Genomic DNA, 12,942 nt, shown 5'->3' with positions numbered 1-12,942 from the left:
AATTTTCTGACAAATATTTCTCAAATAAACTTCGAGTAATTTCTACCATCAATCAATGAAAATAATTTCGATCAATCAATCAGTAAAAATCCACACAAGTTGTTCTTCATAATCTCTTAATGATCTTCTTGTTGGTTCGTCACCAGCAAGCTAGGTCGGCTATACTACTCTCTTTCGAAGATTAGTCAACTAGTTTTGTTAATTATTTTTCCAACCCATTCAATAAACTTAAATCCAACCAATCAGGCTAAACCATTGTTTATCAACAAGTTTTAATTAACATCACCGCCGATGGATGTGCATTCTACAGCATTTCTAAACCGTTGCAACACCCTTTTTTCAATATTTATAAAAAATTAAGTCAAACGTTTAAAATACATTCAATAATGGGGTTTTTAGTGCATTTTCATTCATTTTTTGAGCGCACATGGCACAGGATTTGCTAATTCTTGTTGATTTTTTTGATCTTGATTCTGTTCTTGCAATTTTAATGATCGACAATCAATGTATTCACAGTAAGCAGATTTCCCTTTTTCAGTTTGTCCATCGATCTCAACTGTATAGCAATAGCTTCCGACATATCCTGCAGCCAAGCCAAATTTGTAATCCCCTCGACTCTCCCCCATCACCTTAATTATTTTATTTTCTGATTTTAAGTTCCATTCAAACTCTCTTGGCAAATACATTTCATGTCCATTCGGTGTTTTCACCTTTGGATAAACACGTAAAACTTTAAACTGAACATTTTCATCAAACATTTCTGATGTTCCAGTTCTTAAATCTCTTAAATACATACGTGATTGAACAATTTGATTAAAACTATTTCTAATTTGCGCGAGCAGGAGTTGTTTTTGACTTTCTAAGTTAATAATTTGATAAGTAAAAAAGTTCAATGGTAGATAGGGAATATTAATTGCTCTAGCAAACTCAAATGAACCGAGTTCATCAATGCTATAGCGCTCACCTTTGTAGTTAATCTCACCCCGACATCTACACAGTAGCGACCAATGATCAAATAGACCTAATTTCAATTTAGTAAAATGAGAAATAATAGGGTAAGTTTCTATCTCTAAATTAACCGATAATTCATTATCATCACGCATCAATTTAAAATAGGGAATTGCTCCCGTCAGTTTCTCTTTTGAACCAAATCTGAATTCATTACTATTAATCTCACAATCATCTTGAATCGAATAACCATGAAAATGTCCCACCATATGCGGGCTAACACTCGATATGAGAGAAACGCTATCTAAAGGGTAGGTTTTGATTGCGTATGAATTACGAATCATAGGTATATTCGGCTGACCGATGATGGTCAAAAAATTAAAATAATGTAACGGTGCGGGTAATCCCGGAATCATCAATCCTTGATGAATAATTTTATAACGACCTTTAGGCCCGTGATAATCAAGCTTTAATGGAAACCGAGCTTGATTCTGCTGTTTGGATTCATCGACTAAATTCATTAACAACTGCATATCAAGCTCCTTTTATAATTTTTATCTATACAGAATTTTTCCGTGCCATAAACGTGGTCACAAAACCTGATAGTGCATAAGCAATCGAAAGTACCAAAATTCCAACAGGAATATTGTATGTAATCGCTGCAAAAATAAACACGATGATCGGCAATACAGCAAAAGGTACACGCTTACGATCTACTGTTTTAAAAGAATAGTACTTAATGTTTGAAATCATCAATAGTCCTACTGCAACAATGAGTACGGCATTAATGACTTGAATACCTGTTTCACGTAAATCAAAGATTTCTGGGAAATCTCGTCCAACCCAAACCATTGAAATAATCATGATCGCAGCCAATGGACTTGCAACACCAATAAAGTAGCGCTTATCGACCACACCGATTTGCACATTAAATCGAGCTAAACGAAATGCAGCACACGCGGTATAAACAAAACAGCATGCCAATCCAATTCGACCAAGATCATGCAAACTCCAGCTATACATTAAAATAGCCGGTGCAACACCAAAAGCCAACAAATCAGAAAGTGAGTCATATTGTTCACCAAAGGCACTTTGCGCACCAATTGCACGAGCAACTCGACCATCCAATCCATCTAAAAGTGCCGCAAGAAAAATAGCGTAAATGGCTTGAACAAAATCACCATTCATACTCGCAATAATCGAGTAGAAACCTGATAACAACGCGGCGGTTGTAATCAGGTTTGGCCACAGATAGATGCCACGACGCTTAACCTTCTGCCCCTCTTGGGTATGCTCCTCTTCTTCCACCTCAAACGTAATGCCATCAAATGCAACATCACGCTTGGAAGAGTCGCTTTCAGGTTTATTTATATTTGTCATTGTCGTCTATCCTAACTGTAACCTTAAAGAGTGTTTAAAACTTATTCGCCTACCAACCAACGAACGGCAGCATGACCACCATTTTCACTCATACGTAAATGAGGGAATAACCATTGTAGTGCTTCATCTGCATCTTGAGAGAACTTCCAAGGTGGATTGATCACGAGTAGACCACAACCGTTTAAGCCCACTGGAGTATCATCTGGCCATACACAGATTTCACATACCAATTGACGGCGAATACCCGTTTTCATCATTTTCTTTTCAAAACGATCAATCATGGCGCGATCTTTAATTGGATACCAAACAGCAAACACACCTGTTGGCCATTTTTTATAAGCTGCAACCATCAACTCAACAAGTTGTGGAAAATCCTTACGTTCAATTTCGTAAGGTGGGTCGATCATCACCAAACCGCGTTTTTCTTTTGGCGGAATCACACCCAACAAACCTTCATACGCATCACGCTCATGCAGACCCGCACGGCGATCACGAATATTCATATAAAGCTGTTGAAACACATCTTTTTGCATTTCAAAAATAGTTGCTTTATCAATATCACGCATACCTTCAAGTGCAAACCACGGAGAACCCGGATAAGCGCCCTTACCTGAACCTTCACGCATATCTTCAACAACTTTGAGATATTGCTTTACGCCTTCAGGCGCATTACGTGTAATTGAATCATCAAGTTTCACCAAACGATGAATACCATTTAAAAATTCACCAGATTTTTGCGCTGCAGATGTAGAAAGATCGTATTTACCTGCACCACCATGCGTATCTACATAGCGATAAGGTTTATCTTTAGCGTTTAAACGTGTCAAAAGTTGTAGCAATAACACATGTTTCATGACATCGGCAAAGTTGCCTGCATGGAAATGGTGACGGTAATTCATGTTCAGATTAATTCCTAAGTTCAATCGGTATTTTAGCACGAAAAAAATATTCTTCACTGCCCATCGAATGTTCTAAGATAGACAAGAATAATTTTGAATTTAAATTGATAGCTTTTATGGACAGTTTTTCTCTGCCAAATACGTGGGATGTAGATCAAATCATTGAAGATTTTGATCGTCAGGGCTTTAGTATTATAGATGATGCTTATCCACAAAATTATGTTCAAGATTTAGTGAAAGAATGCAGTTCGAATTTAAATCAATTTCGTAAAGCTGCCATTCAAAATGGCATTGTCAGTAACATTCGTAGCGATCATATTTTATGGATCAATGAAAATTTAACGATTGCTCAGCATCATATCCAATCATTAGAAGCCTTATCTCAACAGTTTAACCGTGCTTTTTATCTGGGGATTAAAGAAGTCGAGGCACATTTTGCTTGCTATAACGCAGGTGAGTTTTATGCCCTTCACCGTGATAATCCTCAAGGTAAAAATGGTCGTGTGATTTCTTCGGTCTATTATTTACATGAAGAATGGCAAAACCATTGGGGTGGAGAACTACGACTACAAGATAAGAATGATGCATGGCATATCATCCCACCTAAACCCAATCGTATTGCTTTATTCCAAAGTGATCTTTTACATGAAGTGCTCTTGTCAAAACAGCAGCGTTTATCCATCACGGCATGGCTAAGACAAAGTGATGGGTTATTTTAATTTTAGGTAGTAGAGTCTTAATATAAATGCTAGTTTTTGATCAGTAAGCCGTCGATATGAATGTCTTAAATATGAGATTCTGTTTAACCTTTTAATTTCAAAATCAATCCCGATATACTCTGCATTGATCACTGAGGTATAGGCTAATGTTAAAAAATACAAAACACATTGTCGCTCGTATTGGTGAGACAGATCAGTTGTATTTAGAAAACAATACGCCTGAACTTGCCTTAGAGCGTGCACAGTTACGATTTGAGTTGGTGAAATTCAGCCAAGTTCGTCAAGAGCAAATTCACTTCCTACAAGAAGGTATTGTTCTACTCGAACAAGCTCGTATCGAATACGAAGAAATTCCGATGTCTCTTTACTTGGATCTATCGCTAGCTTTGGCTCAAGCCTATATGCAGTATTATGACATCACTAAAGAAAAGCATCTGACTTTAATTGCGCAGCAGATTTTAAAACCGCTCACCTCACATAATCGTGGTGATATTTTATTGTCACTTGCACATACTTGTGCAGAGAAGAAAGAGTTAGCTTTAACACGTCATTGGCTGACTAAATACAGTAAAACTGCTGACTTTGATTTGGAAACTTTAAAAAATCATAGTGCTTTTGATTCAGTTCAAGAGGAACTTTGGTTTTCTAAACTGATCCAATCTAAATTGCATTAAATCACCAGTACCAGTTCTTATTTAGATCAAAAATTGGAAAGAGTAATAAAAAAACGCCTTAAACAAGGCGTTTTTTTATGATTAAAGAAAAGTTAAAACTTAGATTCAAATGAAACAAATGCTCTCCTCCCCTTACATGAAACAAAAACTAAAAATCAAATGATTAAAATTTAAAATAAATTAAACAACTTTTATTCGATATGCATCCATATGCAATTGCTGATTGAGCTCATCAATCCATAATGCCCAATCATCATCTTGAACCAAATGGCTAATCAAAAAATCTCGCTGAGACTTATTCCAAAAAGACGCATCATGTAAATTTTCTGTCGCTTTAAGTTGATGTGTACGTACATACAACTCTATGGCAGCAGGGCTATTTGCCAGACCCAACTGAGAAAATAAAAGCTCCAGTGAAGGTTTAGGTGACATATTTTTAGACATACCCATTTCGCCTCCTTATCAAACTATTTGTCATTCCTTATTCAAATAACTTATAAGATTTTTATAAAAAAACCTAGCGCTAAGACTAGGTTTGTTGTTTCTAATTGTGACTAAATTTTACATGGCACTATCCACAGGCCATAAAAACCTTTTAAGGGTGTTTTTTAATATTATGGTTAAGCAATTCATTTAGTGTATCAACGACAATTGCCCATTCATCATCTTTCTGCCAATGGCTCGATAAAAAGCTGCGTTGGGAATTCGTCCAAAAATCCGCCTCATGCATCATCACACCTTCAGGCAGTTGATGCTGTAAAACAAATTCATCGATTGAAGCTGAATCTGAGGGAAGCCCCAGTTGATCAAAAAGTAATTCTAAAGTTGGCTGTTGATCAAACATTTTCTTCTCCTAAAGTTTTAGTTATTCACTATTTAAGATAGCGTTATTTCTGAACAATTTTAGCGACATTGGATGATCGACATGTTATTTTTTGTAGAATATTGAATCAATAAATATTTTTTTAAATATAAAAAAAGCACCTCAAACGAGGTGCTTTTTCAATTTAATCAATTCGATCAAATTATTTAACCATGTCTGCAATCGCAGCACGTTCTTCTTCTAACTCATTAAGAGTGAAGTTGATACGCTCACGGCTGAATTCGTCGATTTCAAGACCTTGAACAATCTTGTATTCGCCATTTTCAGTTGTCACAGGGAAACCAAACATTACGCCTTCAGGAATTCCATAAGAACCGTCAGAAGGAATACCCATAGTTACCCATTCGCCATTTGTGCCAAGAGCCCAATCACGCATATGGTCGATTGCAGCATTAGCAGCAGAAGCAGCAGAGGAAAGACCACGAGCTTCGATGATTGCAGCGCCACGCTTACCAACAGTCGGAAGGAATGTATTTGCATTCCATTCTTGATCGTTGATCATGTCTTTAACGCTTTCGCCATTGATTGTCGCGAAACGGTAGTCAGCATACATTGTTGGAGAGTGGTTACCCCAAACTGTAAGTTGTTTGATGTCTTTAACCGCTTTACCCGTTTTAGCAGCAATTTGAGATGCAGCACGGTTGTGGTCAAGACGTAACATTGCTGTGAAGTTTTTCGCTGGAAGATCTGGAGCAGATTTCATAGCGATATAAGCGTTAGTGTTTGCAGGGTTACCTACAACAAGTACTTTAACGTCACGGCTAGCAACTTCGTTTAATGCTTGACCTTGACCGATGAAGATCTCGCCATTCACTTTAAGAAGGTCAGCACGTTCCATACCTGGACCACGTGGACGTGAACCAACTAATAATGCGTAGTCAGCATCTTTGAATGCAACTTTAGGATCATCAGTACCAACCATACCTTCTAAAAGAGGGAATGCACAGTCTTGAAGTTCCATCATCACGCCTTTAAGCGCTTGTTGAGCTTTCTCAAAAGGAACTTCGAGCAATTGCAAAATAACTGGTTGATCTTTACCTAGCATCTCGCCGCTTGCGATACGGAATAATAGGCTGTAACCAATTTGACCTGCTGCGCCAGTTACGGCAACACGAACTGCTTGCTTCATCTAATTATCTCCAATTGAGGATCTTCAATGTGATTAAATCGTTAGTATTTAATCTAATAATCATAAACGCGAAAGATTGTACTCCAATCATTCCATGTATGCATCGAAAAGCTTATAAAATTCAACAAAAGTCTGATAGGAAATATAAATGAGTTCGCAAAAATGAATCAGTAAGAACCCTGAATCATAAAACTATTTGGACAATTTGAGGCTTGGCTATTCCCACATTGCTTATACTGACCATTAACCCTGTAACATACCTGAATATTCGTCAAAACTGCCTTTCCTCTTGATGAGGCCATACAACTAAATTGAATACTCTCTTTTTGTAATCTCGGATTGAGTCGATAGAACTGATTTTTCAGCGTTGATTGCTGGATGGTTTTATTCTCTACACCTGTTAAATCCGCGGGAATTTTGAGTTCTTGTGCTTTATTGATAATATTTCTGAAATATTGGCTGGCATTCATCGGCACACACCCGCCAATATTACGCCATAGATTCATTCGAGCATTTTCATCAGGCATCACTCGCGCGACAACCTTGGTTTGAATTGGGGACAGTTTTGCAGAAGATGATGTAGTGCAATCACGTTGTGGCGTTTCAGGTAGTAATCCTGTAATCGTCAGTGAATAACCTTCCAAACATTTACGTTGCTTAATCTTACTTTTATCTATGGAGCAAATTGCAGGTGTCATTTGAATATGCATGACATAGCCTTGCAGACCTTTTGGAGAAGCAACTGCCTGAAACGAAGTCATAAAGCTTCCTACACCAACTAAAATCAGTGATTGAATCAAATTTCGATTGTTCAGGAAGCTTCGTTTTTTCATACAGTGTTAAATGCCTACGCAATACTGATTAGAATCTGTTTCACTTTTATTGATGAGTTCATACTATTCGTTCTCATCAACTATTATTGTGAACTACGAATTGGAATAATGGGCATACGACTTTCGATAGCTTGAGGTCCTTGCCCCAGTAGAACACCGTAGTGTGCTGCATTTGCCATCACTTTTTTGACATAGTCACGTGTCTCATGTAGTGGAATTGACTCTGTATACTGATCCGCTGCGATTGTTTGAAACTCTGGTTGCCAACGACGTGCTCGGTTCGGACCCGCGTTATAACCTGCTGTAGCCAAAACAGGACTATCACTCAGTTGACTCTGAATCATAGACAAATAATACGTTCCATAACGAATATTGGTATTCATATCTGAAAGTGCCGCGGGGTTATACGTTTCACCCATTTTTCGAGCGACCAAACGTGCAGTATCTGGCATGATTTGCATTAGTCCGCCCGCTCCAACATGGGAACGTGCATTGGTCACGAATCGACTTTCTTGACGCATCAAACCATAAGCCCATGACGGATCAATGCCTGCATTTCGACTATGACTCACCACAGCACTTTGATGGGGTGTTGGATAACGATATGCGTAGTTATGCTTATTGGTTGTTCGTTCTGCTGCATAAATCGCTCGATCATGCCAACCCATCTCAGTTGCTCGTTTTGCAGCAGCCAAAATCAAACCATCATCTTTTTTTAAATATGCCTGTCGAACAGCCCAGTTCCATTCACGATTGGTATAAGTATCACTGGCATTGATATTTTTTAATGCAAAAGCACGGCGAAAATGAATGTCTTGATTTAAACGCTGTATATCATTTGCAGAAGGTTGGGAGCGATCTTGCGCTTCGTTATAACGAATCCCCAAATGATCCTTTGCCAGCAAATTATGGTATTCATCACCCGATGCTGCTAAGCGCTGATAGATTTGTTTTGCTGTTTGTTTTGATTGGCTATCGTTTCGCTTTTCAGATGCCCGAGCAAGCCAGTATTGCCAACGATCTTCTTGCTGCTGACTCACACTCATACTGTCGATAGCGCGAATCACACTCTCCCAACTACCAAAACGTACAGCCTGTCGTGCATAAATTTCAGCTTCTTCTGGAGTGAATTGCACACCATAACTCGCGTCAAATAAATTCAACACTTCACGGTTGAAATTATTTTTCATCACCGTTGTTCCACCAATATAACCTACCGCACGGTTTAGATACTTTTGTACATCTACTGGAACACCTTGTAAGGCTTTCGGCAAAGTCTGAATCGCCGAAGTTAAATCTGTATTAGCAGCTCGCCCTATCGCGAAGACTAAGTAAGCATGATCCGCTGCATTATTTTTAGGTGCTGCCCACAAATAGTTAAGAGGATCTGCTTGAATTTGATTCAGCTGTGCAAGCGATAATGATACTCCGAGTGTTTGTGCCGTCGCGATTGCCTGACCAGATTGACCCGCTCGAAGTAATGCATACAAACGCTGTTGACGATCAACATTGGTCAATAAAGGGCTAGACAACATCAAACGCCCTAAACCTTGGCAAGACTCAGGTTGAGAATCCGTTTTTAACCAAACATCTTTATATTCTGCAAAAACCAATGAATCGCCTGTTTTCGCTCTCACCTGAGCAATCGCACAGTTTTCAGCTTGGTCTGCATTGGATACATATTGAAGAATTGACTGAGCATTTGCAAAATCAGCTTGTTTTACTTTTTCTTCCACATAATCCGCAGACAGTTTCTCTGCCATAGCCGATTGAGGATAACGCTGGGCAAAATTCGCAATATTATTTGGGGGTTGAAATGCTAAGTTCGCATTGAGCTGCCAATATTCAGGGTAATATCCTAAAGCATCATTTTGCATTGAGCTCCGATATTGTTCGAGTGCTGAAACATTCCCTGAATTTGCCAAACGTAATGCATCATTAAACTGCTCTTCGGCAGCGTGTATCGAAGATACGCTTGATAAAGCCAATAAGCCCATCAAATAAGAATTTAAATGCTTATACTTTAATGTTTTTTTTAACACGCTTTCACTCTCAACTCGGATCTTTTTTGACGATAAGGTTTGGGCTTGCATTTTCACTTATTTCAAACGCATTACGATCTTTCCGGGTAGTTTAATAACTCTTAAAGCATCGTACTGTTGTGTTATGTAAACTGCTGATTCAACTCTATTAATTTAAACCATTTTTCACACAATAAGCAGCTTCTTTATAGAAACATTTATTTTTACATGCAGCACCTGATAAATACTGTAAAATACTGCGCTTTTGTTGAATCCTAAAATCATAGATTCGACATATTGTAGAATTAACTATCCCTAATACAGGAAATACGCCTTCATGACGGTTCAAACCTTCATCCCCAATAGTGCCCAAGCTGCCTCAGAAAACACTGTTACCCAGCCACAGCACACCCCAGCCATCGATGGTTCAGTTAAAAAACTTTACATCGAAACGCAAGGGTGTCAGATGAATGAGTATGACAGTCACCGTATGGCAGATTTGTTAGGCGATTCTCATGGTTATGTATTAACAACAGATCCAAAAGAAGCTGATATCTTGCTCATGAATACCTGTTCGATTCGTGAAAAAGCACAAGAAAAAGTATTCTCTGAATTGGGTCGCTGGCGCAAACTGAAAGATAAAAATCCAGACCTCGTCATTGGTGTAGGTGGTTGTGTTGCATCTCAAGAAGGTGACAACATTCAAAAACGTGCGCCTTATGTAGATATGGTTTTTGGTCCACAAACCTTGCACCGTTTGCCACAGATGTTAGATCAACACAGCGATCAAATTGAAAAACCGAAAAAAGAAAAGATCAAGTTGGTTGATATTTCTTTCCCTGATATTGAAAAATTCGACTTTTTACCTGAACCGCGTGTGGAAGGATTTAAAGCTTTTGTTTCAATCATGGAAGGTTGTTCAAAATACTGCTCATTCTGCGTTGTGCCATATACACGCGGTGAGGAAGTTTCTCGTCCTTTAGATGATGTTTTAGCTGAAATTGCAGGTTTGGCTGAAAAAGGTGTTCGTGAAATTTCATTACTCGGTCAAAACGTGAATGGCTACCGTGGTGAAACTTTTGAAGGTGAAATTTGTACCTTTGCGGATCTACTTCGCATGGTTGCAGAAATTCCAGGCATCGGTCGTTTACGCTATACCACTTCACATCCGCTTGAATTCAACGATGATTTGATTCAATGCTACCGTGATTTACCGCAAATGGTTTCACACTTGCATTTGCCAGTACAAAGTGGCTCGAATGATGTCCTTAAAGGCATGAAGCGTAATCATACGATTGATGTATATATCGACAAAATTGCCAAACTGCGTAAAGCACGTCCAGATATGCATTTATCTTCGGACTTTATTATCGGTTTCCCTGGTGAAACAGATGAGAACTTTGAAGAAACGTATCAATTCATTCAAGATTTAGATTTCGATCATTCTTATAGTTTTATCTACTCTAAACGTCCAGGAACGCCTGCTTCTGAACTCGAAGATACAACACCTGAAGACGTGAAGAAAGAACGTTTAGCTAAAGTTCAAAAATGGATCAAACGTTCTAGTATTGATAAAACAGATGCAATGCTCGGTACGATTCAACGCGTCTTGATCGAGAAAATTTCAGACAAAGATCCAAACCTATTGGTCGGCACAGCAGACAATACACGTTATGTCACATTTATTGGTGATGCTTCTTGGGTTGGACGCTTTGCAGAGATTGAGATTACAGAGATTAAAACCTTGAATTTAGTTTATGGTGAACTCTTGAATCTTGAACCTGACGTGGCGTAATGTAAGGGTATCGGTTTAACTGACACAAAAGGATATCTCTTGACTGCAGCGATTCGACGTACAGTGGCTTTTCCCGGAGTTTCGATGGAGCGTTTAAAAAGCATGCTCGGTGCTTATAACGGTCATTTGAAACAAATCGAACAACGTTTAGATGTCAAAATTGCCCAACGTGGAGATAGTTTCTATATCGACGGTGGCATTGATGAAGTTGAGAGAGCTGAGATTTTATTACAGCGCCTGCATGAAGAAGCAGAAACTTCATCTCAAATCAGTGCAGATGTCATTCATCTGATGATCCAAGGCAGCCAAACTGATCGCGAGTTTCAGGAAGATTTTTCTGACAATGAGCACAGTGGGCTAGATGAAGTTTGGCTTCAGACCCGTAAAGGTCGGATTAACCCGCGCGGTGCCAATCAAAAACGCTATGTACAGCGTATTTTACAAAGTGATATTTCTTTCGGTATCGGCCCTGCAGGAACAGGTAAAACTTACCTTGCAGTCGCTGCTGCTGTAGATATGCTGGAACGTAATGAAATTCAACGCATCCTTTTGGTTCGCCCTGCTGTTGAAGCGGGTGAAAAACTCGGTTTCTTACCGGGTGATTTAAGCCAAAAAATTGACCCTTATTTACGTCCTTTATACGATGCCTTGTATGAAATGCTAGGCTTCGAAAAAGTCGCAAAACTGATTGAACGTCAAATTATTGAAGTTGCTCCCCTCGCCTATATGCGTGGTCGTACATTGAATCATTCTTTCGTGATTCTGGATGAAGCGCAAAATACCACACCTGAACAAATGAAGATGTTTTTGACCCGTTTAGGTTTTGGTTCACGTGCAGTCATCACAGGTGATGTAACTCAAGTCGATTTAGCACGTGGTCAACAATCTGGTTTAGCCCATTGTTTACGTGTACTTGAAAACGTTAAAGAAATTCACATCACACGTTTTCATTCTCGTGATGTAGTTCGTCACCAATTGGTACAAAAAATTGTCGAAGCCTATGAAGGTTGGGACAGTGAACAAAATCGTTTAACAACTACCGCTCGCGCTGAACGTAAAGCATTACAAGCCAGTTTAATCTCCGAAAATGACTCTGCTGCTGATGCCCAGCATCAGCAAGAGACTCCTCCCCATCCTCAGGAAAATGTTTAAGGACAAGTCTTGAAACTTAGCCTCTCATTACAACAATCGTTTGAAGCACCTGAATTGGTGCTCAAACGTGCTTATGTTAAAAAAATTATCGAAACCACTCTGCGCCACATTGATACTCAAAGTGACTGTGAAGTAGGTATTGCTTGTGTAGACAATGATGAAAGCCACAAACTCAATTTGGAATATCGTAAAAAAGACAAACCAACCAATGTGCTGTCTTTTCCAAGTGATATTCCAGATGAAATGGCTGAATTCCTAGATTCATTTCCAATTGGTGATCTGGTTATTTGTATTCCTGTCGTACTACATGAAGCGATAGAACAAAATAAAGCGCCTTTGACTCATTTCACCCATATGCTCGTTCATGGCACGCTGCACTTAATGGGTTATGACCATGAAACTTCAGATGAAGACGCTGAGGAAATGGAGGCATTAGAAATCGAAATTTTAGCCAAGTTAGGTTTTGAAAACCCCTACACGGTTCAAGAAGACTGAAGATATAACGCGTC

At 38.9% G+C, this 12,942-nt stretch carries 13 protein-coding genes; 5 read left to right on the top strand and 8 right to left on the bottom strand.

Translation table 11 applies throughout. The features are described from left to right. Window positions 1-410: 410 nt before the first annotated feature. The 3 genes from AC5YDM_RS11970 to AC5YDM_RS11960 are packed head-to-tail and all read right to left on the bottom strand — an operon-like array spanning window position 411 to window position 3,227. Window positions 411-1,481 (bottom strand): DUF6670 family protein, encoded by a 1,071-nt coding sequence (locus AC5YDM_RS11970; RefSeq protein ID WP_496152311.1) that lies wholly within the window; start codon window positions 1,479-1,481, stop codon window positions 411-413. 25 nt (window positions 1,482-1,506) lie between these two features. Further along, on the bottom strand, window positions 1,507-2,328 hold the full coding sequence (gene pssA / locus AC5YDM_RS11965; protein WP_496152310.1) for a CDP-diacylglycerol--serine O-phosphatidyltransferase: 822 nt from the start codon (window positions 2,326-2,328) through the stop codon (window positions 1,507-1,509). Window positions 2,329-2,369: 41 nt separating this feature from the next. Beyond that, window positions 2,370-3,227 (bottom strand): 23S rRNA (adenine(2030)-N(6))-methyltransferase RlmJ, encoded by an 858-nt coding sequence (locus tag AC5YDM_RS11960; RefSeq protein WP_496152309.1) that lies wholly within the window; start codon window positions 3,225-3,227, stop codon window positions 2,370-2,372. A gap of 116 nt (window positions 3,228-3,343) precedes the next feature. Between AC5YDM_RS11960 and AC5YDM_RS11955 the strand changes: the two genes are divergently transcribed. Together AC5YDM_RS11955 and AC5YDM_RS11950 are read left to right on the top strand one after the other, a co-directional pair. Beyond that, the gene (locus AC5YDM_RS11955; protein ID WP_496152308.1) at window positions 3,344-3,946 is read left to right on the top strand and encodes a 2OG-Fe(II) oxygenase; all 603 of its coding nucleotides are present in this window, start codon (window positions 3,344-3,346) and stop codon (window positions 3,944-3,946) included. Between the two features lie 146 nt (window positions 3,947-4,092). Then, the gene (locus tag AC5YDM_RS11950; RefSeq protein WP_496152307.1) at window positions 4,093-4,620 is read left to right on the top strand and encodes a hypothetical protein; all 528 of its coding nucleotides are present in this window, start codon (window positions 4,093-4,095) and stop codon (window positions 4,618-4,620) included. 180 nt (window positions 4,621-4,800) lie between these two features. On the opposite strand, the gene AC5YDM_RS11945 is transcribed toward AC5YDM_RS11950, so the two are convergent. The 5 genes from AC5YDM_RS11945 to AC5YDM_RS11925 all read right to left on the bottom strand — a co-directional run bounded on the left by AC5YDM_RS11945 (window position 4,801) and on the right by AC5YDM_RS11925 (window position 9,462). Continuing rightward, window positions 4,801-5,052, bottom strand: coding sequence for a DUF2789 family protein (locus AC5YDM_RS11945; RefSeq protein WP_496152321.1), 252 nt, complete (start codon window positions 5,050-5,052; stop codon window positions 4,801-4,803). 163 nt (window positions 5,053-5,215) lie between these two features. Then, the gene (locus AC5YDM_RS11940; RefSeq protein WP_496152306.1) at window positions 5,216-5,464 is read right to left on the bottom strand and encodes a DUF2789 family protein; all 249 of its coding nucleotides are present in this window, start codon (window positions 5,462-5,464) and stop codon (window positions 5,216-5,218) included. Between the two features lie 181 nt (window positions 5,465-5,645). After that, a complete protein-coding gene (locus tag AC5YDM_RS11935) occupies window positions 5,646-6,632 on the bottom strand; it encodes a malate dehydrogenase (RefSeq protein ID WP_496152305.1) in 987 nt (328 codons plus the stop codon). Window positions 6,633-6,799: 167 nt separating this feature from the next. Continuing rightward, window positions 6,800-7,465, bottom strand: coding sequence for a ribonuclease T2 family protein (locus AC5YDM_RS11930; protein ID WP_496152304.1), 666 nt, complete (start codon window positions 7,463-7,465; stop codon window positions 6,800-6,802). Window positions 7,466-7,548: 83 nt separating this feature from the next. Beyond that, on the bottom strand, window positions 7,549-9,462 hold the full coding sequence (locus AC5YDM_RS11925; protein WP_496152320.1) for a lytic transglycosylase domain-containing protein: 1,914 nt from the start codon (window positions 9,460-9,462) through the stop codon (window positions 7,549-7,551). 361 nt (window positions 9,463-9,823) lie between these two features. Between AC5YDM_RS11925 and miaB the strand changes: the two genes are divergently transcribed. The 3 genes from miaB to ybeY are packed head-to-tail and all read left to right on the top strand — an operon-like array spanning window position 9,824 to window position 12,928. After that, window positions 9,824-11,281 carry a tRNA (N6-isopentenyl adenosine(37)-C2)-methylthiotransferase MiaB gene (gene miaB / locus AC5YDM_RS11920; RefSeq protein WP_496152303.1) on the top strand — a complete coding sequence of 486 codons (1,458 nt, stop codon included), beginning with the start codon at window positions 9,824-9,826 and terminating at the stop codon, window positions 11,279-11,281. A 39-nt stretch (window positions 11,282-11,320) separates the two neighbouring features. Beyond that, complete coding sequence (locus AC5YDM_RS11915) at window positions 11,321-12,433, top strand: PhoH family protein (RefSeq protein WP_496152302.1); 1,113 nt, start codon at window positions 11,321-11,323, stop codon at window positions 12,431-12,433. 9 nt (window positions 12,434-12,442) lie between these two features. After that, complete coding sequence (ybeY, locus tag AC5YDM_RS11910) at window positions 12,443-12,928, top strand: rRNA maturation RNase YbeY (RefSeq protein WP_496152301.1); 486 nt, start codon at window positions 12,443-12,445, stop codon at window positions 12,926-12,928. Window positions 12,929-12,942: the final 14 nt, after the last annotated feature.

This window comes from Acinetobacter sp. CY81 (assembly GCF_059515925.1).
This window is presented reverse-complemented; position numbering and strand designations above follow the sequence as displayed.